Annotated in this window: 27 protein-coding genes, 1 tRNA gene and 1 riboswitch; of the genes, 16 read left to right on the top strand and 12 right to left on the bottom strand. The window is 69.5% G+C overall.

Annotated features, from left to right (window positions below; genetic code table 11):
- The first annotated feature begins 189 nt into the window (after positions 1-189).
- Positions 190-1,278: a GNAT family N-acetyltransferase gene (locus AB0K21_RS08785; RefSeq protein ID WP_343969747.1), complete on the top strand. Its 1,089-nt coding sequence runs from the start codon at positions 190-192 to the stop codon at positions 1,276-1,278.
- On the opposite strand, the gene AB0K21_RS08780 is transcribed toward AB0K21_RS08785, so the two are convergent.
- Positions 1,232-2,707, bottom strand: a complete 1,476-nt coding sequence (locus tag AB0K21_RS08780; RefSeq protein ID WP_343969744.1) for a PLP-dependent aminotransferase family protein — start codon at positions 2,705-2,707, stop codon at positions 1,232-1,234. The genes AB0K21_RS08785 and AB0K21_RS08780 overlap by 47 nt on opposite strands.
- Positions 2,708-2,774: 67 nt before the next feature.
- Here AB0K21_RS08780 and AB0K21_RS08775 point away from each other — a divergent pair, with 67 nt between their 5' ends.
- From AB0K21_RS08775 to AB0K21_RS08745, 7 genes are all read left to right on the top strand, one after another.
- Entirely contained in the window at positions 2,775-3,416 is a 642-nt protein-coding gene (locus AB0K21_RS08775) for a pyridoxamine 5'-phosphate oxidase family protein (RefSeq protein WP_343969741.1), read from the top strand.
- 206 nt (positions 3,417-3,622) lie between these two features.
- Positions 3,623-5,308 carry a protein kinase gene (locus tag AB0K21_RS08770; RefSeq protein WP_343969738.1) on the top strand — a complete coding sequence of 562 codons (1,686 nt, stop codon included), beginning with the start codon at positions 3,623-3,625 and terminating at the stop codon, positions 5,306-5,308.
- A gap of 19 nt (positions 5,309-5,327) precedes the next feature.
- A complete protein-coding gene (locus tag AB0K21_RS08765) occupies positions 5,328-6,746 on the top strand; it encodes a hypothetical protein (RefSeq protein ID WP_343969735.1) in 1,419 nt (472 codons plus the stop codon).
- Between the two features lie 55 nt (positions 6,747-6,801).
- Positions 6,802-7,902: a DUF2510 domain-containing protein gene (locus tag AB0K21_RS08760; RefSeq protein WP_364148873.1), complete on the top strand. Its 1,101-nt coding sequence runs from the start codon at positions 6,802-6,804 to the stop codon at positions 7,900-7,902.
- Positions 7,903-7,923: 21 nt separating this feature from the next.
- Positions 7,924-8,526: an oligoribonuclease gene (orn, locus tag AB0K21_RS08755; protein WP_343969729.1), complete on the top strand. Its 603-nt coding sequence runs from the start codon at positions 7,924-7,926 to the stop codon at positions 8,524-8,526.
- 76 nt (positions 8,527-8,602) lie between these two features.
- A tRNA-His gene (locus AB0K21_RS08750) sits at positions 8,603-8,678 on the top strand.
- A 153-nt stretch (positions 8,679-8,831) separates the two neighbouring features.
- Positions 8,832-9,086 (top strand): LuxR C-terminal-related transcriptional regulator, encoded by a 255-nt coding sequence (locus AB0K21_RS08745; protein ID WP_343969726.1) that lies wholly within the window; start codon positions 8,832-8,834, stop codon positions 9,084-9,086.
- Here the strand turns inward: AB0K21_RS08745 and lat are convergent.
- From lat to AB0K21_RS08730, 3 genes are all read right to left on the bottom strand, one after another.
- Complete coding sequence (lat, locus tag AB0K21_RS08740; RefSeq protein WP_343969723.1) at positions 9,028-10,434, bottom strand: L-lysine 6-transaminase; 1,407 nt, start codon at positions 10,432-10,434, stop codon at positions 9,028-9,030. The genes AB0K21_RS08745 and lat overlap by 59 nt on opposite strands.
- 239 nt (positions 10,435-10,673) lie before the next feature.
- Entirely contained in the window at positions 10,674-11,054 is a 381-nt protein-coding gene (locus AB0K21_RS08735) for a PPOX class F420-dependent oxidoreductase (RefSeq protein ID WP_343969719.1), read from the bottom strand.
- A gap of 10 nt (positions 11,055-11,064) precedes the next feature.
- The gene (locus AB0K21_RS08730; protein WP_364148870.1) at positions 11,065-11,733 is read right to left on the bottom strand and encodes a hemolysin III family protein; all 669 of its coding nucleotides are present in this window, start codon (positions 11,731-11,733) and stop codon (positions 11,065-11,067) included.
- Between the two features lie 157 nt (positions 11,734-11,890).
- Here AB0K21_RS08730 and AB0K21_RS08725 point away from each other — a divergent pair, with 157 nt between their 5' ends.
- Entirely contained in the window at positions 11,891-12,739 is an 849-nt protein-coding gene (locus tag AB0K21_RS08725; protein WP_343969715.1) for a fused MFS/spermidine synthase, read from the top strand.
- Between the two features lie 96 nt (positions 12,740-12,835).
- Entirely contained in the window at positions 12,836-13,822 is a 987-nt protein-coding gene (locus AB0K21_RS08720; RefSeq protein ID WP_343969712.1) for a pirin family protein, read from the top strand.
- Between the two features lie 55 nt (positions 13,823-13,877).
- On the opposite strand, the gene AB0K21_RS08715 is transcribed toward AB0K21_RS08720, so the two are convergent.
- The 6 genes from AB0K21_RS08715 to ngcE form a co-directional block, all read right to left on the bottom strand.
- On the bottom strand, positions 13,878-14,447 hold the full coding sequence (locus AB0K21_RS08715) for a superoxide dismutase family protein (protein WP_343969709.1): 570 nt from the start codon (positions 14,445-14,447) through the stop codon (positions 13,878-13,880).
- Positions 14,448-14,597: 150 nt separating this feature from the next.
- On the bottom strand, positions 14,598-14,888 hold the full coding sequence (locus AB0K21_RS08710; RefSeq protein ID WP_343969706.1) for a 4a-hydroxytetrahydrobiopterin dehydratase: 291 nt from the start codon (positions 14,886-14,888) through the stop codon (positions 14,598-14,600).
- Positions 14,875-15,477: a hypothetical protein gene (locus AB0K21_RS08705; RefSeq protein ID WP_343969704.1), complete on the bottom strand. Its 603-nt coding sequence runs from the start codon at positions 15,475-15,477 to the stop codon at positions 14,875-14,877. The genes AB0K21_RS08710 and AB0K21_RS08705 overlap by 14 nt, the downstream gene beginning before the upstream one ends.
- Positions 15,478-15,585: 108 nt before the next feature.
- Positions 15,586-16,491 (bottom strand): carbohydrate ABC transporter permease, encoded by a 906-nt coding sequence (locus AB0K21_RS08700; RefSeq protein ID WP_364148867.1) that lies wholly within the window; start codon positions 16,489-16,491, stop codon positions 15,586-15,588.
- Positions 16,491-17,402: a sugar ABC transporter permease gene (locus tag AB0K21_RS08695; RefSeq protein WP_343969697.1), complete on the bottom strand. Its 912-nt coding sequence runs from the start codon at positions 17,400-17,402 to the stop codon at positions 16,491-16,493. The genes AB0K21_RS08700 and AB0K21_RS08695 overlap by 1 nt, the downstream gene beginning before the upstream one ends.
- Positions 17,403-17,408: 6 nt before the next feature.
- Positions 17,409-18,863 carry an N-acetylglucosamine/diacetylchitobiose ABC transporter substrate-binding protein gene (ngcE, locus tag AB0K21_RS08690; RefSeq protein WP_343969694.1) on the bottom strand — a complete coding sequence of 485 codons (1,455 nt, stop codon included), beginning with the start codon at positions 18,861-18,863 and terminating at the stop codon, positions 17,409-17,411.
- A gap of 331 nt (positions 18,864-19,194) precedes the next feature.
- Here ngcE and AB0K21_RS08685 point away from each other — a divergent pair, with 331 nt between their 5' ends.
- The 6 genes from AB0K21_RS08685 to AB0K21_RS08660 all read left to right on the top strand — a co-directional run bounded on the left by AB0K21_RS08685 (position 19,195) and on the right by AB0K21_RS08660 (position 23,400).
- Positions 19,195-19,842 carry a class II aldolase/adducin family protein gene (locus AB0K21_RS08685; protein ID WP_343969691.1) on the top strand — a complete coding sequence of 216 codons (648 nt, stop codon included), beginning with the start codon at positions 19,195-19,197 and terminating at the stop codon, positions 19,840-19,842.
- A 97-nt stretch (positions 19,843-19,939) separates the two neighbouring features.
- Positions 19,940-21,160, top strand: coding sequence for a DUF4032 domain-containing protein (locus tag AB0K21_RS08680; RefSeq protein WP_343969688.1), 1,221 nt, complete (start codon positions 19,940-19,942; stop codon positions 21,158-21,160).
- Between the two features lie 144 nt (positions 21,161-21,304).
- Complete coding sequence (locus tag AB0K21_RS08675; RefSeq protein ID WP_343969686.1) at positions 21,305-21,685, top strand: roadblock/LC7 domain-containing protein; 381 nt, start codon at positions 21,305-21,307, stop codon at positions 21,683-21,685.
- A gap of 4 nt (positions 21,686-21,689) precedes the next feature.
- A complete protein-coding gene (locus tag AB0K21_RS08670) occupies positions 21,690-22,568 on the top strand; it encodes a hypothetical protein (protein WP_343969683.1) in 879 nt (292 codons plus the stop codon).
- Between the two features lie 61 nt (positions 22,569-22,629).
- A complete protein-coding gene (locus tag AB0K21_RS08665) occupies positions 22,630-23,016 on the top strand; it encodes a roadblock/LC7 domain-containing protein (RefSeq protein WP_343969680.1) in 387 nt (128 codons plus the stop codon).
- 12 nt (positions 23,017-23,028) lie between these two features.
- Positions 23,029-23,400, top strand: a complete 372-nt coding sequence (locus AB0K21_RS08660; RefSeq protein WP_030911906.1) for a hypothetical protein — start codon at positions 23,029-23,031, stop codon at positions 23,398-23,400.
- 127 nt (positions 23,401-23,527) lie between these two features.
- Here AB0K21_RS08660 and AB0K21_RS08655 read toward each other — a convergent pair whose 3' ends face one another.
- Together AB0K21_RS08655 and AB0K21_RS08650 are read right to left on the bottom strand one after the other, a co-directional pair.
- Entirely contained in the window at positions 23,528-24,496 is a 969-nt protein-coding gene (locus AB0K21_RS08655) for a hypothetical protein (protein ID WP_364148863.1), read from the bottom strand.
- A 231-nt stretch (positions 24,497-24,727) separates the two neighbouring features.
- Positions 24,728-24,878: riboswitch (cyclic di-AMP (ydaO/yuaA leader) on the bottom strand.
- Between the two features lie 343 nt (positions 24,879-25,221).
- The gene (locus AB0K21_RS08650) at positions 25,222-25,968 is read right to left on the bottom strand and encodes a DUF4253 domain-containing protein (protein WP_343969671.1); all 747 of its coding nucleotides are present in this window, start codon (positions 25,966-25,968) and stop codon (positions 25,222-25,224) included.
- Positions 25,969-26,312 lie beyond the last annotated feature (344 nt).

Here is a 26,312-nt window from a genome sequence, read left to right as displayed (position 1 = left end):
TTAGAACGCCACTCGGGTGGGTGGCGCCAGCCGGAGTCCCACAATGAGATCCCGAAACGTTGCCTCCCCGCTACGAGGAGATCCCTTCCGTACTTTATCGTTACATTACGTCCCTACCAGCATGCTTGGGCTTTGCGGCATCCTGCACAGGATGACGTAAGGGGACCCCGCACATCCCAGTAGGAGCTCATGCGCGTCTCAGTCGTTCAACCCCGTGATCTCGGACCGGTCGACATCGACCGCTGGAGAACCCTCCAGGGTGCCGACGCCGCTTTCGACAGCCCGTTCCTGTCGCCGGAGTTCACAATCACCGTAGGTGCCCTGCAGGAACGCGTCCGGGTCGCGGTGCTGCACGAAGGACAGGACGTGGTGGGGTTCTTCCCCTTCGAACGCCATCCGATGGGTATCGGCATGCCCGTGGCCGCGGGCCTGACCGACGCGCAGGGGCTGGTCCACGCCAAGGATGTGGAGATCGACGCGCAGAGCCTGATCAGGGCCTGCGGCCTGGCCGTCTACGAGTTCGACCACCTGATCGCCGGGCAGCCGCTGCTCCAGCCGGGGCACAGCAGGCACCCTTCACCGATCATCGATCTCCGTGACGGCTTCGAGTCGTACATCGAGACGATCAAGGTGACCTCCGGCAAGACCTACCGCTCGACGGCGTACAAGAGCCGCAAGCTCCAGCGCGACGCCGGGCCGCTCCGGCACGACTACGCCACCACCGACCTGGCGCCGCTGCGCACACTGCTCGGCTGGAAGACCGAGCAGTACCGGCGCACCGGCCGCAACGACAGGTTCGCCCGGCCGTGGATCGTGGAGCTGGTCGAACGGTTCCTCGCCACCGACACCGAGCACTTCGGCGGGGTCCTCGACATGGTCTACCTGGACGACCGGCCGATCGCCGGGCACTTCGGCCTGCGCACCGGGACCACGCTCGCGGGCTGGTTCCCCGCCTACGACACCGCCTTCGCGAAGTACTCCCCCGGTCTGATCCACCACCTGGCCATGGCCGAGAAGGCCGCCGAGGCCGGGATCCAGGTCATCGACATGGGCCGCGGGGAGAAGGAGTACAAGGAGAAGCTGAAGAACGGCGAGTACGAGGTCTCGGAGGGCCGGGTCGCCCGGCTGAGCCCCGGAGCCGGGGTCCACTGGATGCTGCGGGTGCCGGTGCGCAAGGCGCGTGGCACGGTCCTGGCCAACCCGCTCCTGCGCACCACCGCCGACCGCGCGCTCAAAACGTACGGCCGCCTGCGGACGTCCCTGCAGTCCTCCTCCTGAGGAGGGTTCGCGGCGGGGTGGGAACGGTCCTTTCTGGCCCGATCAACTCGGCGACCACCGAGACGCCCCGCCTGAGGTCCGCCTGCGACACGGAGCCGTAGCCGATCACCAGGCCGTGCCGCAGCTGCGGCCCGTGGTAGTGGCGGGTCATCGAGTCGAGCAGCACGCCACGGACGCGAGCGGCCTCGACCAGCGGCGTGACCGCGTGCTCCGTGAGCTCCACCATGACGTGCAGGCCCGCGGTGTCGCCGGTGACCCTGGAGCCGAGGATGTCGACGACCACGGCCCGGCGGCGCGCGTACTCCAGCCGCATCCGGCGCAGGTGCCGGTCCAGGTCCCCCCGCTCGCAGAGCACCGCCACCGCCTGCTGGGCCGGGCCGCCGGTACGGTCGGCCAGGCCGTCCCTGGTCAGGGCGATGGCTTCGATGAGGCTCGGCCGGGCGACCAGCCAGCCGACGCCGATGTCCGGCGTCAGGGCCTTGCTCAGGCTGCCCAGCAGCACCACCCGCTCGGGATCGAGGCCGTGCAGGGCGGGCAGCGGCGCCACGTCGTAGCGGAACTCGGCGTCGTAGTCGTCCTCCACGAGGATCGCACCGGTGCGGCGGGCCCAGGCGAGAAGGCGCTCCCTGCGCGGGATGGGCAGGCGGCCGCCGAGGGGGTACTGGTGGGCCGGAGTGGTGTAGAGGACACGCAGGTCGTCCGGGAGGCGGTCGACGACGACCCCGTCCTCGTCGACCGGGCAGGGCACGATCTCCGCTCCCCTCCCGGCGAAGACGTTCCTGGCGACGCGGTAGCCGGGCTCCTCGACGCCGGCCCGATCACCGGGCCGCAGGAGAGTGGCGGCGACCAGGTCGAGCCCGTTGCCGGTGCCCCGGGTGACCATGATGTTCTCCGGTCCGACGGGGATCGCCCTGGTCCTGCGCAGGTGCTCGGCCAGGGCCGTGCGGAGCCTGGGCAGGCCGCGGGGGTCGGGGTCGCTCGCCGGCGGCAGGTCGGCCGCTCCGCGCCAGGCCCTACGCCAGGCCGCCCTGTCATAGTCGTGGACCCACGGCCGCCCGGGACGCAGGTCGATCACCTGCCCTCCGTCCCCTGACCGGGCGTCCCAGCCTGGAAGGGCGGCGGACGGTGGGGTGAGGGGGCCGGGAGCACGCTCGTTCACGGGCGGGACCACCATGTCGGCCACGTAGGTGCCGGAGCCGTGGCGTCCTTCGAGCCAGCCTTCCGCGTACAGCTGCTGGTAGGCCTCGGTGACGACGGTACGGCTGACCGCCAGCTGGCCGGCGAGGGCTCGGGTGGAGGGCAGCCGCTCGCCGGAGGCGAGGGTGCCGTCGCGCATGGCGGCCCTGAGCCGGTCGCCGAGCTGGACGGCGAGTGCCGTACCGGATTCGCGGTCCACCGAAACGGGCAGGTCGACGGCGAGGCGCGGCAAAGTGGTCTCCTGTAAGCGCATTGAAGTGGATGTGTTCTCGGTATCCACTTCTCTCTAGGCTAGTGCCATGCTCTCTACGACTCCCCGCACCACCCTCGGCCGCTCGAAGAACAGGGGCCTGACCTCTCGCGAGGATCTGTACGCGGTGCTGGACGCCGGTCTGGTCTGTCACCTGGGCGTCGTGGTCGACGGTTTCCCCATGGTCGTCCCCACCGGTTACGGCCGGATCGGTGACACCCTCTACGTGCACGGCTCCACCGGCGCCACCTCCCTGCGGAACGCGGACGAGGTCTGCGTCACGGTGACCCACCTGGACGGCGTCGTGCTGGCCCGCTCGGCCTTCAACCACTCGCTCAACTACCGCTGCGCCATGGTCTACGGCCGCGTCCGCCGGGTGTCGGGCGAGGAGCACCTGGCCGGGCTGCGGGCGATCACCGAGCAGCTGGCCCCCGGCCAGTGGGACGCCAGCCGCGCGCCCACCGGAAAGGAACTCGCCGCGACCACGGTGCTCGCCCTCTCCCTCGCCGAGGCGTCGGTGAAGGTCCGCCAGGGCCCGCCGATCGACGACGAGGAGGACTACGAGCTGCCGATCTGGGCGGGGGTCCTGCCGCTCCACCAGGTCTGGGGAGCCCCCGAGCCCGATCCCGCGATGACCGGGGACCTGCCCGTTCCCGCGCACATCGCGTCGCGGGCCACGCCCGTTCGCTAGGCCTCCGCGGCGGGCCTGTCCGCGCGAGACCCTACCGTTCGCACCGATCAATCCGTGACTCCGCCGCTCCCGGAAGGGAGCGGCTGCTCGCTGCGCTGTTCGCGGAGTGAGACTGATTCGCGATTAATGCGCGAAATGCGTTTCCGTATGGCTAGGCTACGGTCCGTCTGTTATGGGTGGGGGCCCAGACAACTGAGGAGACCGTTATGTACGGCACGCCATCGGCCTGGCGAGTCCCCGGATACACCGAGATCCGCGAGCTGGGCGCCGGCGCGGCGGGACGCGTGGTGATGGCGCGGCATGATGCCGACGGCGTCCTGGTAGCGATCAAGTACCTGTCCGACGAGCTCAGGGGCGACGTCGGCTTCGTGGCGCGCTTCCGGCACGAGGCAAGGGTGCTCAACACCCTGAACAGCCCGCACTCCGTCCGGCTCTACGACTACGTCGAGACCGGTGACGGCGCGGCCATCGTGATGGAGCTGATCAACGGCGTCGCCCTGCGCGCGCTGCTGCGCTCGGAGGGTCCGACCGGCCCGGAGGCGGCGCTGCTCGTGCTCAAGGGCTCGCTCATGGGACTGGCCGCCGCGCACTCGGCGGGCGTGGTGCACCGCGACTTCAAGCCCGAGAACGTGATGGTGGAGGCGGACGGGAAGAGCAAACTCGTCGACTTCGGCATCGCGCTCCGCTCCGGCGACGGCGACGCCCCCGCGGGCACTCCCCCCTACATGGCACCCGAGCAGTGGGTGGGCGGACCGGCCGGGCCCTCCACGGACGTCTACGCCGCCACCGTCGTGTTCTTCGAGTGCCTGACCGGCACCCGACCCTTCCGGGCCACGAACATCGCCGCGCTGGCCCGCCAGCACCAGGTCATGCCGCCGCCGGTCGAGGAGGTGCCCCCGGCCCTGCAGGGGCTGGTGGAGCGCGGCCTGGCCAAGCACGCCGCCGACCGGCCGCCGACCGCCTCCGCGTTCCTCACCGAGTTGGAGGCCGTGGCCGCCGACGCCTATGGCCCCGACTGGCAGGAGCGCGGCCGCCGCCGCCTGGCGGGGATCGTCGGGCTGCTGGCCGGGATGTTCCCGCTGGACGCGCCCGCCCCGGCGGCCGACACCTCGCTGGCCACCACCGACCTCGGCGGCAAGGGGGGAGGGACCTCCTCGCTCAGCAAGCTGAGCGTCAAGATCCTCATTGGCGTCGGCTGCATCGGGGTGATCGGCGGGCTGACCGCGGTGCTGGTCGGATCGGGCGGCACCACGACGATCCAGCCGCAGAGTTCCACCGTCACGAAGGACCCGACCCCCTCGGACCCGCTGGAGACGGTGATCCCCGGGGACGACGACGATCTCGACGAACCCGACGAGCCCGCGGAGGCGTCGCCGACCACGGGCGCGCCCTCGGCGACCCCCACGCCGAGCGGCACCACCTCGGGCCTCCCGCCCGCGCCGACCGCCACGACGCCCTCCACGACCCCCAAGGCGTCGGCGACGCCCACCAGGAGACCGACCGCGCGGCCGACCAGGAAACCGACCGGGGAGGCGTCGGAGCCTCCTGCCCCCGATGAGAACTCCACGCTCAGCGATCCCGGCAAACCGAACACCCCCACGACCAGGCCGCCGTCCCCGACGACGGCACCGACCGCGGTCCCGACCCAGCCGTCGGCCTCCCCCACCCGGACGCGGCCGACGACACAGCCGACCACGTCCTCGCCCCCCGAGACGACTCCCGCGGGGACCCCGACCTCCGAGAACCCCCCTCAGCTCACCACCTCGCCCCTGCCTCCCGCCGAGACGGCCCCCTCGGCGCTCCTCGCGCTGGGCCTGGTGACAAGCGGTGCCGTGCCGTTCACACTGGCCGTCAAGCGCGGCATCGCGGGACGGCACAGAAAACGCCGCTGACCAGGGAACGAGCCGAATCATGGACACTGATCGGGGCGGCGTCGCCGGATTCCGGTTGACCGGCCGCACCTGGGCCGGCGATCTGGGAATCTGGTCGTCGGCCGTCGCGGCCGACGGGCGGCGGGGAAGCACACTCAGGTTCGACCCGCGACTGGTCGCCGATTCCTCGGCCCGCGAGAGGCTGATCGCGGCCGTGGTCGCCGACCGCAGGCTCACGCAGAGCGGCCTGACCGGGCTGGTCCCGATCGCCGATCTCATCACGGCCCAGGACGAGGTCTGGCTGATCACCTCGGAACCGGCCGCACCGACGGTGCGCGACCTGCTGTCCGGCGCCCCCGGATCACCCGGGCCCGACGCGGGCAGCGCGGCCACGGTCCTGATGGAGACGGCGTGGACGCTGCTGGCCCTCCACTCCTCCGGGCTCGTCCACGGTGAGCTCCACCCGGGCACCGTGGTGATCGCCCCGGACGGGTCGGCGCTGCTCGCCGAGCGGGGGCTGCTCGACGCGCTGCTCGGCCGCCCGCCCGCGCCGGAGCGGGACGTGGCCGCCTGGGCGTCACTCGCCCGGGGGCTGGCCGCCACCTGGGCCTCTGCCGACCGGGAAGCCGCGGGGCTGCTGGAACAGGTGGCGGCGACGGCCTCCATCCGGGGGCTCGCCGCCGCGCGCGACGCCCTGCTCGCCGGGCGTGACCTGCTGCCCTCCGGGTTCACCACCCGTGCCAGACTCGCGGAGACCCTGCACCGCTGGCCGGCACATGAGGCGCCCGGCCGGGGAGGACCCCCGCCGCCCGTGCCGGCCGCCCCCGACGAGGGGGAGATCGTCACACTGCTCCACGTTCCGAGAACCGGCGAGCAGCGAACCCGGGAGGCCGACGGGCACCGGCCCGAGGACGTGGTCCTGCGGTTCGGCCCCGGGGTGCCCGCCGAGACCACGGCCGCCCAGATCTGGCGGGCCGGCCGGGACCAGCAGCAGACCGAGCCGCCCTCCGACCGGCTCAGGACCGCCGCGGCCCCCCATGCCCGGCGGCGTCGCGGTCGTACGATCCTCTCCTCGGCGATCCTCGCGTTGATGGTGGTGGGCGCGCTGGCGCTCTGGCTGTTCCGCGGCTCGTCGGCGCCGCTCGAGGTGACGAAGGTGGACGTCAGCGCCCCCAAAAAGACCCAGGGCTGCGACACGACGGTGAGGATCACCGGCGTCCTGTACACCAACGGCGCGGGCGGGGAGGTCAGCTACCAGTGGAAGCGGAGCGACCGCAAGGAGCCGATCGTGCAGACCGACCAGATCTCGTCTGGAGCGGCCTCGCACGAGGTGAGCCTGGACTGGACGGTCAAGGGCGAGGGAAGTTTCAAGGGAACCGTCGTCCTGTCGCTGCTCTCGCCGGCCCCCGAGGGCAAGAAGATCCAGGACAGGGCCACCTTCACCTACAAATGTTCATGAGTGATCCACAAGGTCCACAATGCGGTACAAAGCCGTTCTTACTACTCTGACGGCCATGACCACGCAGACCCCCTCCGGCTGGTACCCCGATCCCTACGGCTCACCGCTGTTGCGGTGGTGGGACGGCCACCAGTGGACCGATGCCACCCATCAGGCGGATGTCCCAGGACAGGGCACGCCTCAGGGATCGCAGACCGGCCCCTTCTCCTCCCAGCCTCCCGCCGCGGAGCAGGGCGCCTGGCAGGCGCCGCCCGCCTCGCAGGGAGAGCCCGCGGCGACGGGCCCGACCGGCCAGTGGAACCAGCAGACCGTACAGCAGGGACCGGCGGGCACCGGGCAGCCGAACGGCAACACGGCGCAGATGCCCCTCCCGCCGTACGGCGTCCACCCGTCCGGGCCGCCACCGCGCAAGAGCGGCCCGCTCCCGTGGATCCTCGGCGGCGGCGGCGTGCTGGTCCTGATCGTCGTGATCGTGGTCGCCACGATGTATCTGATCAACCCCGACAGCAGGAACGAGGCCGGCGAGCCCGTCACGCCCCGTACGCCGCCTCCCTCGGCGAGCCGGGAACCCAGCCTGGAGCCGACCCCCGAGCCGACGCCCTCGCAGAGCCCGCCGCCCCAGCCGGTGGACGGGCGCATCACCGACCCCGTGACCGGCCTGTCCTACCAGATCCCCGAAGGGCCGTGGCAGGTGCCTCCCAGCCCCGGCAGCGGGCTCGGGTTCAGCTGGACCAGCGCGGCCGTCGCCACCGCCCACGAGAACTTCGACGGCAAGGGCGGCAACTGGGTCGGCAACGTGCTGACCGGCGAGCTTCCCGACCAGTACGGCTACCAGGGTGTCGAGAGCATGCGCTCGATCGCCGCGACGTTGCTGCAGGTCGTCGAGCCCAACTTCTACAGCCCCCCGCACCGCCGGAAGATCGTCGAGGACAAGGCGGTCAAGGTGAGCGGCAAGGACGCCTGGCTGTTCGTCTTCGACCTGGACTTCTCCGAGCAGTCCGAGGCCAACGGCTGGAAGTGGAAGCGGGAGCGGGCCGCGTTCCTGATCGTCGACCGGGGTGAGGGCAGCCGAGCGGCGCTGGCCTACATCAGCGTGCCCGACAATCTCGGCACCTCGACGGTGGACAAGGTGATCAAGTCATTCAAGCTCTCGTAACGGAGTACTACCCTGAAGGCTATGAGTGACCTGCTGGTCTGGATCGACTGTGAGATGACCGGGCTCGACCTTGGCCGTGACGCGCTCGTCGAGGTGGCCTGCGTGGTCACCGACGGCGAGCTGAACCAGCTTGACGAAGGTGTGGACGTGGTCATCAAACCCCCGCCCGAGTCCATCGAGCAGATGTCGGAGGTGGTGCGCGAGATGCACACCGCCTCCGGCCTGCTGGACGCGCTGAGCGGGGGCGTCACGCTGGCCGAGGCCGAGTCCATGGTGCTCGAATACATCAAGGGGCACATCAAGGAGCCGAAGAAGGCTCCGCTGTGCGGCAACTCCATCTCCACCGACCGGTCGTTCCTCTCCCGGGACATGACCGCCGTGGACGCCTTCCTGCACTATCGGATGATCGATGTCTCCTCGGTGAAGGAGCTGGCCCGGCGCTGGTACCCGCGGGTCTACTTCGCCTCGCCCGAGAAGCAGGGCGGCCACCGCGCGCTGGCCGACATCGTCGAGAGCATCCGGGAGCTGCGTTACTACCGCGCGGCGGTCTTCGTGCCCCAGCCTGGACCCGACTCCGCCACCGCCAGGGAACTGGCCGAGACCGTGTCCGCGCGAAAACCCTGACCGGCTCGCGGGAAACCCGGTACGAAACGACTCCCAAAGACCGCTACACTTTTCATGTGCTGCCACGGCGGCGATGGTGGGCGTAGCTCAGTTGGCAGAGCGCTAGGTTGTGGTCCTAGATGCCGGGGGTTCAAGTCCCCTCGCTCACCCCATGAGAACGGCCGGTCCCTCGGGACCGGTCGTTCTGCATTTCCACTCCCTTCACCCACCAAAAGTGGATATTGCGGGTTATGCTCGCAGCTATCGCTACGCCGTAGGATCGGGGGGTTTCGGCGACCTGACCGTGTTGCAACCACGGAGGCCGGATGAGAGTCGACGATGCCACGTTCGACGCGGAACCCACAGCCGTGACGGGCTTGAGCAGGCGCGAGACCGAGGTCATGGAACTGATCGCGACGGGCCGCTCCAACGGGCAGATCGCCCAGCACCTGTTTCTGAGCGAGAAGACCGTGAAGAACCATGTGAACCGGATATACGCCAAGCTGGGGGTCGACTCGCGGGTCACCGCGATCGATCTGTGGCTGGAACGGGCCGCGCGCGAGGACCCTCGGCACCGCTGAACGGCGACACGACGTCTCCGGACCGCTTCGGAGCCGCCGGGCCTGACCGGGCGGGGCGGCTCGGGCGGCGGGAGACCTCCAGGGCGCGGGCGATGGCGGACGTGCCCTCCTCCAGCTCCTCGGAGGCGATCGAGAGCGCCGGGCGCAACCGTACCGAGCGCTCGCCGCAGGGCAGGACCAGCACGCCCTCGTCCTCCCTGAGCCTGGCCACCAGCAGGTCGCGCCGCGCGGCGTCCGGCAGGTCGAACGCGCACATCAGACCGCGTCCCCTGGCGTTCTCCACCAGGCCGGGGAAGCCGGCCTGGATCTCCAGCAGCGCCTTGAGCAGCTCGGCGCCGAGCCTGCCCGCGCGCGGGATCAGGCCGTCGCGCTCCACGATCTCCAGTATCCGGCGGGAGCGGACCATGTCGACCAGCCCTCCGCCCCAGGTCGAGTTGATCCTGCCGCTGATCTGGAACACGTTGTCCGGCACCTCGTCGACCCTGCGGCCCGCCATGATCCCGCCCACCTGGACCTTCTTGGCGAAGGCCACCACATCGGGACTCAGGCCGAGCTGCTGGTAGGCCCAGGGGGTGCCCGTGGTCCCGGCACCGGTCTGCACCTCGTCCATGACGAGGAGGGCGTCATGCTCGTGGCAGAGCCGTTCCATCGCGAGCAGGAACTCCGCCCGCATGTGGTTGTCGCCGCCCTCCCCCTGGATGGGCTCGGCGATGAAGCAGGCGATGTCGTGGGGATGGCGTTCGAAGGCGGCCCGCGCCGCGGCCAGGGATCTCTCCTCGGCCGCCTCGACGTCGCCGAGGTGGATCGCGGGCACCTCGATCCTGGGCCAGTCGAACTTCGGGAACCGGTCGGTCTTGATCGGGTCGGTGTTGGTCAGCGAGAGCGTGTAGCCGCTGCGCCCGTGGAAGGCGCGGGTGAGGTGGAGCACCTTGCCGCCCAGCTCGGGCGAGTGCCCCCGCGAGGTGTTGAGACGGCTCTTCCAGTCGAAGGCGCACTTCAGCGCGTTCTCCACGGCGAGGGCTCCGCCCTCCACGAAGAACAGGTGCGGCAGCTCGGGATCACCGAGCACCCTGGCGAACGTGTCGGCGAAGTCGGCGAGGTGAGAGGTGTAGAGGTCGGGGTTGGCGGGCTTGTTCGCGGCGACGCGGCCCAGTAGCGCCAGGAACTCGGGGTCGTCGTCGAACGGGTTCACCCCGAGTGGGGCCGAGGCGAAGAAGCTGTAGAAGTCCAGGTAGCTTCGGCCGGTGCGGGCGTCGACGAGCCGGGAACCTCGGCTCCGTTCGAGGTCCAGCACCAGCCGGTAGCCGTCGACGAGCAGATGACGAGCGAGACGGGCGTGCACGTCCATGTCCCCTCCACGGTGATCCGAAGAGATGATCCCCCGTCATTTACACATCTACACGGAGAGATTACGCGTCGAAGATGGTTCTTGTGAAGATTTTTCGGTTTACCGGCCTCCTGGGCATGAACGTCCGGAGCCGGGGACCGTGCGGCCCGAGCCCTTCTCGATGACCGTCTCCCTTCCCGGGGACCGCTCCTTCCGAGACCACAGATCGGTCAAATCAACCTGCCGCGGGTCGGGCCGGGTCAGTTCGGCGGAGAGATGCGGATCCCAACGGTGCCGGCGGCGCCCCGGCGGAACCTGCTACCGATCATGAGCAGCCGGGCGAGGAGCCCGTACTTCGCGACGATCAGTCCCCGGACCCGCTCGCTCTCCTCGGCCGGCAACTCCCGCGCGACGCCCCTGACCCCCTCCCCCCGCGTGTTGCCCCGCGCGTCGCACGCCGCCACGACGACCTCCGGATTGTTACGGATCCTCTTGGCCTTGCCGGAGGAGCCGGCGGTCCAGACCAGCAGTGAGTCGCCGTCGGGGGCGACCCACACCGGTGTCGGCACCGCGGCACCGCTCTTCTTGAAGGTGGTCACGGACACGTACTTCTCGGTGCCCAGATCCTGGATTCGCGTCATGCACGGCAGGTTACGCCGCCGCGTAGACCACCAGGGAGACCGCCACGTACTGCACCAGGTAGGCGGCGACGGTGAAGGCGTGGAAGACCTCGTGGAAGCCGAACCACCGGGGGGAGGGGTCCGGCCGCTTCATGGCATAGACGACGCCGCCCGCCGTGTAGAGCACCCCGCCGAGGAAGATCAGGGCCACCGCGACCACGCCCGCGCCCCGCACGAGCTGCGGCAGCACGAAGACGGCGGTCCAGCCGAGGCCGATGTAGAGGGCGGTCGAGAGCCAGCGGGGGGCGTTGACCCACAGCACCCGGAAGAGCACCCCGGCGACCGCGCCCGTCCAGATCACGCCGAGCACCACCGCGTCGGCCGGAGCGTCCAGGGCGAGCAGCGCGAACGGGGTGTAGGTGCCCGCGATGATCAGATAGATGTTGGCGTGGTCGAGCCGGTGGAGCACCTTCTCCGTGCGCGGGGAGAGCACCCCCCGGTGGTAGGTGGCCGAGATTCCGAAGAGCAGGCCGGAGGTGATCGCGTAGACCGCGGCGGCGATCCTCGCCTGCGGAGTGGGCCCCAGCGCCACCAGGACGAATCCCGCGACGAGCGCCACGGGGAGCGCCCCGGCGTGCAACCAGCCGCGGAGGCGGGGCTTGACGGACTCGGCGAGCGTTTCTGCGACGGTCGTGGCCATAAACCTACGGTATCGTAACTTACGTCATCGTAGGTTGTGATCCTCCCTACACACCGCGATCGGAGACCGGCGTCTCCTCCGGCCGGGACCCGCCGCAGCGGAAACGGGGCATATGGTTTCTCTCCGGGTTCACGTCGCGGAAAAGAGGATCCAACTGATGGGCAGGCGGGAAGCACGGGAGCCGATGCCGGGACGGTATCCGGTGACCTTCGGCGAGGTGGACCTCCTGCAGGACCTCGACCGGCCCTCCGGCTGGGTGGTCTCCAAGGACGGCGTGCCGCAGTCGTACGTCGACCTCGACGACGCCACCTACCTCGACTTCGAGTACGTCCAGCTGATGGCCGACGTCGTCGACCTGCTCGCCGAGGGTCCGCTGGACGCGGTGCACGTGGGCGGTTGCGCCTGCACCCTGCCCCGCTACGTCGCGGCGACCCGTCCCGGGTCCCGGCAGATCGTCGCCGAGCCCGACGAGGGGCTCGTCCAGCTCGTCAGGGACCAGCTCCGGCTGAAGTCGGTGCCCCGGCTCAAGGTCAGGGTCCTCGACGGCCGCACCGCCACCGCCGGGCTCGGGGACGACTCGGCCGACCTGCTCGTGCTGGACGCCTTCAGCGGCGCCACGATGCCGATCGAGCTGGCCACCTCCGAGTACATGGGGGATGTCGCCCGCGTCCTGCGCGCCACCGGCACCGTGCTGATCAACGTCGCCGACGGCAAGGGGCTGGCCTTCACCCGCCGGGTTCTCGCCACCGTCCGCGAAACCTTCCCCCAGGTGGCACTGCTCGCCGAGCCGGGCATCCTGCGGGGCCGCCGCTTCGGCAACCTCATCGTCGCCGCCTCCCGGCTGCCGCTCCCCGTCTCCGAGCTGACCCGCAAGGCCGCGGGCGGCCTCACCCAGGCCCGCTGCGTGTACGGCGAGGACATCGTGAGGTTCATCGCCGGAGCCCGACCGCTGCACGACGGCGACGCCGTGGTCACCCCGGTGCCCCCGCCCGCGGTCTTCGGCTGACCTGCGACCGGCTCGTCGCCCCGATCTCGTCCGCCATGGAATAGTTGAAACATCAACTGAGTTATCGCCTGCGAACATCGCAGGAAGGAATCCACAATGCCGGCCGTGACCGTAGAGAACCCGTTGACCCTGCCCCGCCTGCCGCAGCCGCTGAACGCGGTCCGCGAGCGCCAGGTGCTGGCGATCACCACAGCCCCGAGCGGATTCGAGGGAGAGGGCTTCCCGGTCCGCAAGGCACTCGCGACGATCAAGCCCCAGTATCTCGACCCGTTCATCATGATGGACCAGATGGGCGAGGTCGACTACGCGCCGGGCGAGCCCAAGGGCACCCCCTGGCACCCGCACCGGGGCTTCGAGACCGTCACCTACATGATCGACGGCGTGATGGAACACGCCGACTCGCATGGCGGCGGCGGCACGATCTCCGACGGCGACACCCAGTGGATGACGGCCGGCGGCGGAATCCTGCACAAGGAGGCTCCCCCGGAGTGGCTGGTCGCCAAGGGCGGCCTGTTCCACGGAATCCAGCTCTGGGTCAACCTCCCCGGCAGGGAGAAGATGGTCGCGCCGAAGTACCAGGACATCGGCAGGACCAACGTCGTCCTGCTCAGCAGCCACGACGGCGGGGCACTGGTCCGCCTGATCGCGGGCGAGGTCGGCGAGTTCACCGGCCCCGGCTCCACCAGGACGCCGATCACCCTGCTGCACGCCTCGCTGAGCCCCGGCTCCCGGCTGACGCTCCCCTGGCGCAAGGATTTCAACGCGCTCGCGTACGTCCTGTCGGGTCACGGCACCGCGGGCGGCGACCGGCAGCCGATCGAGTCGGGCCAGCTGGCCGTCTTCGACGGCTTCGGCGGCCTTCCGGGGCTGGGCACCGACGGCGAGACCATCACGCTGTCGGCGGCCGGCAACCAGGAGAGCCGGAGTCCCAACATGGAGGTCATCGTGCTCGGCGGGCGCCCGATCGGCGAGCCGGTCGCGCACTACGGGCCGTTCGTGATGAACACCCAGGCGGAGCTCGCCAAGGCGTTCGAGGACTACCAGGCGGGCCGCCTCGGCACCATCCCCGCGGGCCACGCCTGACGCCCGGGGTGTGTTCCGTGGATCTTCGCCGTAGCGAGGTTCCACGGAACGCACCCTAGGACGGGATGAGGGTGATGCAGGCGACGCGGGGGCCGGCGTTGCCGGCCTCGGCGCCGGCGGTGCGGGTCGGCTCGGCGTGGATCACCAACGATCTGGGCAACCGGCCCGCGACGAACGCCCAGTCCCGGGTGGTGGTGGCGGTGGCCTCCCCCCGGGCATCGGTGGTGAAGTCGAGCCAGACCTCGTTCTGGGCACTGGCGTGGGCGTGGGCGTGCCGGTAGTGCGGCCCGGCGTCCTCGGGCTTGAAACCACACGGGTTGACGTGCAGGTGCGCCCCGTAGGTGCGTCCCGGCAGCATGCCGGTGACGGTGATCGTGGAGGTGGCGAGCACCGCCCCCGACTCCGCGGTGACCCGGGCCGTGGCTCCCGGCGGCACCAGCGTGGTGTCGTAGGCGATGACGGAGGCACGAGCTTCGGGAGCGGAGAACACCCCGCCTCCGGTAAGGCGGATCCCCGCGGCGCTTGAGGCGACGGCCGGGCCATGCCCCGCGGGATGGGTGTCGGCGGCCCGCTCACCACAGCCGGCGCAGAGCAGGGCGACGGCGAGAACTCCCAGGATGCGCATCCATGATCTCCTTGGCGGGCCGGAACAGTGCAGCGCCCACCATAACGAGTAATCGTGTGATCACACTGGGTATTGACCACTTCCGGTCGCCGCCTTCGCTCCCGGCCGGGAACGAAGGCGGCGACCGGAATCCGGCCCTCGCGGGGGTGTTCAGGCGTTGGCGGCGGCTATCTCGTCGATGCGGGCGGCCAGGGTGAAGTCCATCTCGGTCAGCCCGCCGGCGTCGTGCGTGCTGAGCGCGAGATGGAGGGTGCGCCAGCGGATGTCGATGTCGGGGTGATGGTTGAGCTTCTCGGCCTCGACCGCGATCTCGTCCACGATGCGGATCGCGGTCGGGAAGTCGGCAGCGATGATCTTCCGGCGGATCTCGTCTCCCTCGCGCCGCCATTCGGGCAGGCCGGTGAGCCGGTCGTCCACCGCGGAGTCGTCAAGCAGGTTCATCCTCCCAGGAGATCACGTCCCCGGCGAGGACACCAAGCCTGGGCAGGCTTCCGGCGCGCCGGGCCATGGCCATGATGCCCTGGGCCATGGCGGTGGCGTGGCTGGCCCCTTCCAGGAGGGGCTCCAGCTCGGACAGCAGATCGGGAAGCCGGGACAGGCTCCAGTCGTGCCAGCCGGACAGCCGGGTGCCACCGCTGTCGGGATCCTCGGCGCGGTAGGCGGCCAGGATCGGGCACTCCCGGTGAATGCGGAGCAGCCATCTCTCGATGTCGGCGTTGAGCGCGGCTATCCGGGAAGGCGCGGCGTACAGCCAGCCGTCCTCGCCGATCCGGTCGGACTCGCCGCCGAGGGCGGGGTAGGAGCGGGCCACCGTGCCGTGCAGGAAGAGGCCGCTGGCCACCATGAGCTGGCGCCCCTCGCACCAGTCGAGCGCCCCGCGCAGGGGTGCCGGGACGGTGTCGACGATGACCGCGCGCTGGGAGGCCGTGGGCTGCCGGGCGAAGCGAACGTGCACCTCGGCCCACATGTAATAACTCGCCTCCCCCGCTCCGAAGAAGGGGAAGGGGAAGTCCTGGTCGGGGTGGGCCATGGGTCGGGTTTCTCCGTGGAGAGGGGACAGGAGTCGTTCCGAATATGAACGACTCCTGACACCTGCCTCGGGATTACTCGCCGGAGCCGGTAGTTTGACCGGATCCGGTCATTTGACCGCGCCAGAGGTGAGACCCGACTGGATCTGGCGCTGGAAGATGATGTAGACGATCATGACCGGGATGATGGCCATGCTCAGCGCGGCGAACAGGCCGGGCCAGTCGGCCTCGTAACCGGCACTGGTGGAGATGTTGGCGACGCCCTGGGTGATCAGCCACTTGTTCTCGACGTTGCCCGACAGCAGCACGATCGGCAGGAGGTACTGGTTCCACTGGCCCAGGATGTTGAAGATTGTGATGCTGATCAGCCCCGGCCTGGCCATCGGCACCATGATCTGGAAGAACGTCCGGGTGTGCGAGCAGCCGTCCATCATCGCCGCCTCGGCCACCGAGGTCGGCAGTGTCTTGAAGAACGCCGACAGGAAGAAGACGGTGAACGGCAGCGAGTAGGCGATGTAGACCAGGATCACGCCGAGATGGGTGTCGATCAGGCCCAGGTTCTTCACCACGAAGAAGAGCGGGACCAGCGCGAGGAAGACCGGGAACGTCATCCCCGACACGAACAGGAAGTAGATCGCCCGGTTGCCGGGGAAGCTGTAGCGCGCCAGCACGTACGCGGCCATCGAGCCGAGCAGCATGGTGCCGGCCGTGCTGCACGCCACCACGAAGACGGTGTTCAGCATGTACTGCCCGATGTGCGCCTTCGCCCATGCCCGGCCCCAGGCCTCCCAGCCGAAGGAGGAGGGCAGCGTGATGGCGTCCCCGAAGATCTCGGCGTTGGTCTTGAAGGAGGCCAGGAAGGTCCAGAGGATCGGGCCGACGATCAGGATCGCCCAGACCAGCAGCGCGAGGTGGGAGAGCACCCCGAAGGGGCCCAGCGAGTTCCTGGTTCGCCTGGCACGCGCGGGGGCTGCGGGGCGGGAGGCGGCGGGCTTGCGAGCCGTGTCCGTGGCCATCAGAACTCGATCCTCTCGCGCCGGGTCACGCGCAGGGTGAGGGCGGCGAACGTGATGGTCATGAAGAACAGCGCCACGCCCATCGCCGACGCGTAGCCGAACTTGGAGAAGTTGAACGCCGTGCGCCAGATCTCCATCGGGAGCACCGTCGTGGCGTTGTCGGGCCCGCCACGGTCGACCGAGAGGACCTGCACCAGGGCGAAGGCGTCGAAGGCGGCGATGCCGAGATAGACCCAGGCGACCTGCATGGTGTCCCAGAGCAGCGGGATCGTGATCCTGAAGAACAGGGTGAACCTGCCCGCGCCGTCGAGGGCGGCGGCCTCGAACACGTCCTTGGGGATGGAGGACATGCCCGCCGAGAACAGCACCACGTAGAAGCCGACGGCCTGCCAGACCATCACGCCGATGATGGCCAGCAGGGCGATGTCGGGATCGATGAGCCAGCCGACCGGCTCGATGCCGACCTTGCCGAGCAGGCTGTTGATCACGCCGGTCCCGTCCGGGCGATAGATCGCCTGGAAGAGCACGCCGACGATGGCGACCGCCAGGACCTGGGGCATGAAGAAGATCACCCGGTAGACCTTCGAGCCCCAGATCCCGGTCATCCGACCGCCCCGCTGCCCCCCGCTCAGGTTGAGCAGGAAGGAGAAGAACAGCGCGATCGCGATGGTGACCAGCGGCATGACAAGCAGCAGAACACCGTGGTGACGCACCGCAGCCCAGAAGACCTCGTCGTCGAGGAGCCTGCTGAAGTTCTCCAGGCCGATGAACTGAGGGTTCGCCGAGATGCCCTTCCAGTTGGTCACCGCGATGTAGAAAGCCTGGATGTACGGGCTGACCACGAAGACCACGTAGAGGAGCACCGGCGCGGCGAGAAAGCCGACGATGAACGGATACCTGCCGTGCCGCATCGGGGGCTACACCGTCCGGTTCTGCTTGGTGATGGACGAGTCGGCCTTGGTCTTGTCGGCTGCCTTCTGCATCTTCTCGCAGAACTCGTCGGCGGAGATGCGGCCGAACATCAGCGCGTTGGTCTGCTTGCGCAGCTCGGTCTCGAACTCCTTGTACCAGTTCTCGAAGCTGCTGAAGGTGACGATGTTCTGGCCTGCGGCGGTCTGCGCGGCGCTGAGGCTGGCGTTGCCCGGCGACAGCTCCAGGCCGTCGGCGGCGCCGGTCACCACGGTGATGTTGCCCGACTTCTCGGTGAAGCCCCTCGCGCCCTCCTTGGAGAGCATGATGCGCAGGTACTCCAGGCCGCCCTTGGGGTTCTTGGCCTTGGCCGGGACGATGTACGCCTCGCCGGCGGCGGCGCGGATGGCCTCGAACGGCATCTTGTCGGCCGCGGTGACGCTGGGGGTGGGCGACAGCGCGTACTTGAAGCCTTCGGGGGTCTGCTCCTTCTGCTCGTTCTCCAGCCAGGAACCGGAGGGGTAGAGGGCGACCTTGCCCTGGTTCTGGCGGAGCTGCACCTCGGTGTGGATCAGGCCCTCGAAGGACTTGTCCATGTACTTGGCGATCTCGGCCCAGGCGGCGGCGGACTGCTTCATGGCGTCGCGCTGCCACACCCCGTCGACGAGGTTGTCGACGTCGAGCAGGATCTGGTTGCCCTCGATCTTCGCGGCGGAGATGAGGATCATCCAGTACGCGTAGTAGGCGGCGTTCTTGCCCGCGTACGCGAACGGGGTGATCCCGGCGGCCTTGGCCTTCTCGGCGAAGGCCTTGAACTCCTCGAAGGTCTTCGGCGGGGTCCAGCCGTTCTTCTCGAACAGCGCGGAGTCGTACCAGAGGCCGTACGCGGAGAAGACGTAGTTCATCAGGTACGGCTTGCCGTTGATGAGGCCCGACTCCACGGTGCCCGGCGCGACCAGGTCACGGACCTTCTTGCTCGGGTCGTCGATCGAGGGGGCGTCCCACAGCTCGGTGAGTTCGAGGAGCTGGCCCTCCTGCTGCAGGGCGCCGTTGTCCATCAGGTCGGTGCCGGAGTTGGCGATCACGTCGGGAACGTCGCCGCCGGCGAACCGCGGCTGCAGGGTCTGTGCGATCTGCTGGGTGGCGACGTGCTTGACCTGCGCCTGGGCGAACGCCTTCTTGTACAGCGGCTCGTGCACCTCGGTGGCGTAACTGTCACCGAGACCGCCCTTGAAGATGACGACCTCAAGCGGCGCGTCGGCGGCGACGCCGAACGGATTCGCCGCGGAGATCGCGCCACCCGCGGAGGGGGCCGCGGAGGTGCTGGCCGCCGGAGCCGCGCCACCGGTGGCGCAGGCGCTGAGCAGCCCGGCGCCCGGGCCGACGATCAGAGCGCTCATGCCGATCCGGCGGAGCAGCTGCCGCCGGGTGATGTCTCCGGGCGTACCGGCCGAGTTTGACATGCAACCCTCCTGAACGGGGGATCAATTAGGAAAGTTTCCTAAACGTTTGCCCGAAGGTACGTATCCGCGGAGTCCAGCGTCAAGACTTCCCGGCCGGTCTAGACCGAGCCGTGATGTCCTCGCGACCTATCCGCTAGCTACCAAACGCCAAGGAGGTGCAATTGAATGACAGAACGGCACACAGTGCCCGATATTTCCCTGGAACCATTGACGCGGACATCACCAGGGAGATAAAGGAACCGTGCTCACCGGCAGCCGAGGGACGAAAACCGGTCTAGACCAGATAATGGGGGTTTGCCGCCCGGTACCGCAAGCCCCTACTTTTGACGGCATGTTGCTGGCCGAGCAGCGCCGCCTGCTGTGTGAGTACGGCCGCCGGGCCGCCACGACCGGACTGGTCGTCGGAACCGCGGGAAATCTCAGCGTGCGCGCGGGCGAACTCGTCGCCGTGACGCCCAGCGGCGTCTCCCTCGACCGGCTGGAACCCGAGTCCTGCCCGATCGTCGACGTCGAGGGCCGTCTCGTCGAGGGCGACCTGCGGCCGTCCTCGGAGACCCCCATGCACCTGGCGGTCTATACGACCACCGATGCGGGCGCGATCGTGCACACCCACTCCGTCTTCGGCACCGTGGTCGCCACGACCATGAGCGAGCTGCCGCCCATCCACTACAACACCCTGCTGCTCGGCGGGACCGTCCGCGTCGCCGAGTACGCCACCTACGGCACGCCCGAGCTCGCCGCCTCCGTCCGGGCCGCGCTGACGGACCGGCGCGCGGCGCTGCTGGCCAACCACGGCGGGGTCACGATCGGCGACGACCTGGACTCCGCCTTCGAGGCGACCAGGCTGCTGGAGTGGCTCTGTGAGGTCTACGTGCGGGCCAAGGCAGTCGGTGAGCCACGCGTGCTCACCGAGGAACAGCTCGCCGCGGTGGTCCGGCGCGCCTTCGAGCCGCCCACGTTCCCCCGCCGCGAGCACTGATCGCGACACGACCGCCCTTTGCCGGTACGCCCTCGTCGCGAGGACCCAGCGCGACGCGACCCCCGCCCCGTACGCCCCCTTCGCGAGGACTGACCCGATGCCTCTCCAGCTCACCGGCGCCCCGAGCGATCCGGACCTCATCCGCCTGCCCTGGGACGTCCCGCTGGAGGACTGGCCCGAGCATCGCCTGGTCTCCCTGCCCCGCGGCATCTCCCGGCACGTGGTGCGCTTCACCCGCCTGGCGGGCAGGGTCTATGCGATCAAGGAGATCAGCGAGTACTACGCCAAGCGCGAGTACCGCCTGCTGTGGGACCTGAGCCGGATGGACACCCCGTCGGTCGAGCCGGTGGCCGTGGTCACCGGACGGACCGACGCCGCCGGTGAGCCGCTCGACTCGGCGCTCATCACCCAGCACCTGCAGTTCTCCCTGCCCTATCGGGCGGTCATGTCCGGAACGGTCCGCCCCGAGACGCTCAACCGGCTGCTCGACGCCCTGGCCGTGCTGCTGGTACGGCTGCACCTCAGCGGCTTCTACTGGGGCGACTGCTCGCTGTCGAACGTCCTGTTCCGCCGGGACGCGGGCTCCTTCGCCGCCTACCTCGTCGACGCCGAGACCGGTGAGCTGCATCCCATGATCAGCGAGGGCCAGCGACTGTACGACATCGAGGTGGCGCACACCAACATCTTCGGCGAGATGCTCGACCTGGAGGCGGGCGGGTTGCTGCACTCCTCCATCGACCCCGAGCAGGTCGCCGACTCCATCTGCGAGCGCTACCACCGCCTCTGGGGCGAGCTCACCTCCGACGACATCATCGACGAGGTCGACTGGCACATGGTCGACCAGCGAATCCGCCGGCTGAACTCGCTGGGCTTCGACGTCGCCGAGATGATGGTCCGCCGCAAGGCCGGCACCGGGCGGCTGATCGTCCGCCCCAAGGTGGTGGACGCCGGGCACCACCAGCGCAGGCTGCTGCGGCTCACCGGCCTGGACGTGGAGGAGAACCAGGCCAGGCGGCTCCTCAACGACCTCGACTGCTTCCGCGTGTCGTACGGCCTGCGCCACGAGGACGAGGCGATCGTGGCCCACCGCTGGCTGGCCGAGGTCTTCCAGCCCACGGTGGAGGCCGTCCCGCAGAACCTGCGCGGCAAGCTGGAGCCCGCCCAGTTCTTCCACGAGGTGCTCGACCACCGCTGGTTCATGTCGGAGGAGGCCGGGAACGACGTCGGCCTGCCCAGCGCGGTGAATTCCTATGTGAAGAACATTCTTGTTTTCAAGCCGGACGAAAAGGCGATTATCACCGACCAGCCAACGGGTTGATTTCCACCCGGGGTGTATATCTTCCTACTCGGTTGGTGAATCCTACGCTTTTTCCTATCAAGAACCTGGCTGGAAAGGACGAATCCCGAGAGCTTTCCCTACGCTGACCGGGCGACGCCTGAAGTCGCCGGCAAGGGAGAGCACGTGCTCGGAATCGAAGACTGCCTCACTGAGGTAATGGCCATCCCCGGCGCCCTGGACGCGATCCTCATCGATCAGACCAGCGGGACGGTCGTGGCGACCGGTGGCGCGAGCCGCCACGGTGACGTGGAGCGATCGGCCGCGGGACTGAGCGAGACCCTGCGCGCGACGCTGGACGGACTCGCCGTCACCGCACCGGGCGGCGCGGTCCGGATCGACGACATGATCATAACCACGGACGGCGGCCACCATTTGCTACGGCCGTTGGAAACGCTTTTCGACGGCCCCCTGGTGATTTATGTCAGGCTCGACCTTGAACGGTCGAACCTGGCACTGGCCCGCCACCGCCTCCAGGCCCTTTCCGGCCGCCTGATATCGACGTGAAGCCGTGCCGAGCGTCGAGATCATCCTCAGCGGGCTCGCCAGTGATCGCGCCACCGGCTCGCTCCGCCTCGGCAAGGCGGGCGCCATCTATCTCACCGACGGCCGCGTGACCTACGCCGAGAGCGCGGCGGCCCCCCGGCTGGAGGACCTGCTGGCGGCCTGCCGCGGGATCTCCGCCCACGCCGTACGACAGGCCAGGCAGGCCGCGACCGAGGATCTGCGGGGCGGCGAGCCGCCGGTCGCCGCCCCGCAGATCCTCGGAGGCGACCGGCTCCTCGCCCAGGGGCTGCTCACCAGGGGCGAGCTGGAATTCTGCGTGCTGAGCACGGTGCTCGACGCCAGCTACTTCCTGCTGGAGTCGACCGGGCACCGGCCCAGGTTCCGGCGGGGAGAGCGGCACTGGCTCGGACCGCAGTGGTACTTCGACGCGGCCGGCCTGCTCCGGGAGTGCAAGCGGAGGAAGGCTCAGTTGGAACAGACCTGGCCGTCCGCGGAGCTGGACACGCTCCCGGTCATCCCGCGAAGGCGCATCGCCGCCCAGCGGGTGGTGTTGAGCTCGCTGCAGTGGGAGGTACTGGTCGGCGCCGACTCCACGGCGACCCCGGCCGACCTGGCACGCAGGCTGGGCCGCCCGGCGTACTCGGTGCTGCTCGCCGTACGGCAGCTCGCCTCCCGTGGGCTGCTGCGCGTCCCGGAACCCGACGCGGCCGCCGCACCCGCCGCGCAGGACCCGCTGCCGAGACGGACGAGGGGGGCCTCGGAGATCCCGGCAGCCGGAACGGGCTCCCTCGCGACGCCCGCGTCGCTCCCCGGAGCCACCGGGGACCCGACCGACGTCAACCTGCTCATCCGGCTCAGGAACGCATTGGAGGCACTGACTTGAGCCTGGTTCGATGCCGCCGATAAGGCTGCGGACGCTGAAGCTGATCGGAAGGAGGGTGCCGGTGGAACTGCGTGAGGAGATACGCCAGGAGATGGCGCTGCTGCGAGAGCGCATCCCGGACGTGGACGGGAGCGTCGTGTGCAGCGTCGACGGCCTGACCCTGGCCAGCGATCTGGGCCGTGACATCGCCGCCGAGCAGACCGGCGCGCTCTCCTCCGCGCTCCTGGCCCTCAGCCGCCGGATGACCGACATGGCCGGCAAGGGCACCTTCGAGGAGACGCTGATCTCCGGCACCAACGGCTACACGGCCTGCTACGCCGCCGGACCCAAGATCGTCCTCACAGTCCTGGCACGCCCGGGGACCAATCTCGGGCTGCTCCGGCTGGAGGGCCGCAAGACGGCGGCCAGGTTGGCCGCCATCACCTCGCGTATCTCGATAACCCAGTGATCGGAGACAGAAATGGGCAACATGGACATCTCTCTCAAGGAGATGATGGCGATCGACGGTGCCATCGGCGCGGTCATCGTCGACTACAACAGCGGGATGGCGCTGGGCGCGCTCGGCGGCTCCAAGGATCTCGACCTCCAGGTGGCGGCCGCGGGCAACACCGAGGTCGTCAAGGCCAAGATGCGGACCATGGAGTCGCTCGGCCTCAAGGACGGCATCGAGGACATCCTCATCACGCTCGGCACGCAGTACCACGTGATCCGCCCGCTCTCCGGCCGGAGCGGCAAAGGCCTGTTCATCTACATGGCCCTCGACCGGAACCGGGCCAACCTCGCGCTCGCGCGGCACATCCTGCGCGGCATCGAGGAGAAACTCGAGATCTGATCCTGCCGAGGCCCGTGCCCTTGCGGAAGGGCACGGGCCTCGACAGGAGCTCACCGCCCGGACGTCACCGGGACGGTGAGCTCATCGATCGCGTCGGTGCGGGGTGGGCCGGAGATCGCGCCGGACCTCAACTCTCCTCAGCGACCGCCCTGCGGCGGAGACGGCCGGCGACCAGGTAGGTGCCGCCGCCCGCGGCGAGCACTCCCGCCAGGGCCAGGGAGGCGGCCGTGGAGGGACCGGTCGAGGTCTCGGCCGCCACCGGGGCGGTGGCGCCCAGGTCCCGGACCTCCTGCTCGGCGGCCCCGGCGGCGCCGGACAGGGCGAGCGGCTTGGCGGCGATGATCGCCTCGGGCGCGGTGAGGGGCTCGGACATGATCTTGGGCTTGGCGAACGTCTGGATCGCCTGCTGGGTCTTCACGGACTTCTTGGACTGCTCGGCCTTGACCAGGGCCGTCTGCGGGGGCTTCGCCGGGTTCGCGTCCCGGTAACGCCAGGCACCGGTGGAGAACGCCACGGGGTGGTTCTTCTTGCCCACGCCGTCCCCCCACTTGGTGACCACGTACTTGACGTCGATGTGGCCCATGCCGCCGTTGCCGTCCACGCCGAGCGTGGCGGGGTTGAACCGGCCGCCGGTCAGGTCGGCGAAGGTCTTGGCGTCGAGGTCGATCATGACGCCCGAATTGGAGGGCACGCCGGGACCGCGGTCACCGACGAAGAACTTGGCCTTCTTGCCCTTGTAGACGACGTAGCCCTCGGTGAACAGGGGCCAGCTCGGGCTGGCGATCATGCCCTTCTGCATCGGCTTGCCACTGGCCGGCAGACCGGTGTCGCCGGCCCTGCCCGAGGAGTCGTCCCAGAAGTAGGAGGCCCTGGTCGAGCCCTGGAGGAGCACGACCCCGTTGGCGACCGGCTCGGTGTCCGCTCCGGGGGAGGCGACGGAGGCGGGGGCGGCGGCCGCGGGGGAGGCGGGCAGCGCGGAGACGACGCCGCCGGAGACGAGCAGGCCGGCACCGACGAGGGCGGCGGTGGCGAGGCGGTTCTTGTACGGGAGGCTCTTGGGCAGGCCGTTCTCGGGCAGGCCGAAAGGAAGACGCATGAAGAATGGGCTCTTTCGCGAGGGAACGGGACAACCAGCTGCGACACACGGCAAGAGGTGCACTGGCGGGGACGCGCTCTTCGGAAAAGTGGCGTGGCGAGATCAGCGGGTCGTCACGCGGAGCACGGTCCAGACGCCGCGATCAGGCGCGGCGAAGGAAAGGACGAGGTTCAGGTGGTCGGCACGGGCAGGGCGGGCACCGACGTGGTGACGCGGTGATCCATGAGGGGGATCTCCTCTCCAGCTCGTCTACCGGGTTAGCTGACGGGTTCGGGCGGTGGAGTTGCCCTACCGCCGCACGTTCGCAGCGGATTCACCCCAGGAAAGTGGTTCCCCGGTTCCCTGGCCCCTGGGGGCCGATGGGATTCGACGTCGGCCGGCCGCTCCCTCTTGTGAAGGGCAGGTCGCCAACCGATATCCGTGGACACTACCCGCCGAAATCGGACAAAGCAAAGCAAATGCCATGAAAACCCCAGAAGATCTACCTGCAAGCTTCAAGAAAGCCCCACTGGAGACCCCGTCCCACCAACAGCCGCCCTACCAGCGAGAACGTCTTGCCGATCCCGGGTTTCGCCCCCGGAGCCCCGCATCCGAGACCTTTCCGCCCCCGCGGGGAGCCCGGTCGCCCGAGGGTCGTCCGCACTCGAAGCCCTTTCACGCCCGGAGAGACAGTGGACCACCGCCAAAGACGCGCATCGCCGGAAGCCGCGCCTCCGGGGGCGAGCTCAGTCCCACCAGAACGACCAGGCGTTCCTGCCCTTGATCTGCTCGGCGTAGTCGACGAGGGTCCCCGCGCCCTGGATGATGCTGTCCGGGCAGAACGTCCAGTGCTCCGCGGCGACGTGCAGGGCGTGCTCCGAGGTCGTCGGGGGCGCGGCGACGCTGAGGTCGAGGGTGTTGAACCCCATCCCGACCAGCCGCACCCCGAACCTGTCCTCCCAGCTCCGCACCACCGCCGCGAGCGGGACCATCCACTCGTTGTGGTTCAGGGCGCCCTGCCAGCCCATCACGGCGAGGGCGTCGGCCCCGCGCTCGACCGCGACGAGCCCGAGCGGGGTCCGGCGCTCGGCCACCAGGCCGGCGTACCAGTCGGCGACCACGCCGGGATCGGCGGCGAGCCTTCCCGCCGGGGCCGGACCAGGACATTCGACTCCGAAGGGGTCGAGGATTTCGAGCTGGTCGACGTGCGCCTTGGCGATCCAGTCGGACCAGACCTCGGCCATGAAGGCGGCCGCGTGGTAGTTGTCGATCTCGACGGCGGTGTCCGGGGCGATCTGACCGGCCGACCAGGGCTGCACCGAGTCCTCCAGCAGCACCGGCCACAGGCCGGAGTGCTCGTGCTGCGCCCGCAGCCGTGCCCAGTACTCGCCGGAGACCGCCACCTCGCTGAGCCAGAACGCCGGACGGCGACGAAAGGAGAGCTGAGCGTAACCGGGGTCGGGCCACACCACGTCACCCGGTGGCAGGTCCACCGAGAGCCTCCGGCCCTCTCCCCCGCTGCTCCCGTCGGCCCCGTCAGCGAACAACTGGCCCAGAACTGGCGGAAGCCTCCCACCCTCGCAATCGCTCATTCCTACCGATCCGATCCTGACCACGGACCAATTTTGGCCTGTCAACCATCCCGAGGGACAGTTCTGCCCTGGTCCAGGCAAAAATTATCGGTACGGGAGAGAACGGAGCCTGGCGGGTCTCACCCCTTCTTCACTCCGCGCACGTCGCGCCACACGACGGCCCGGGAAACCGGACCCGGCCGGTCTCTCTCCTTTTCCGCTCCGCGAACGTCGTGCCGCACAGTGGCCATCGGGGACCGTACTCG

Source organism: Streptosporangium sp. NPDC049248 (assembly GCF_040678965.1).
GTDB lineage: Bacteria > Actinomycetota > Actinomycetes > Streptosporangiales > Streptosporangiaceae > Streptosporangium > Streptosporangium fukuiense.
This window is presented reverse-complemented; position numbering and strand designations above follow the sequence as displayed.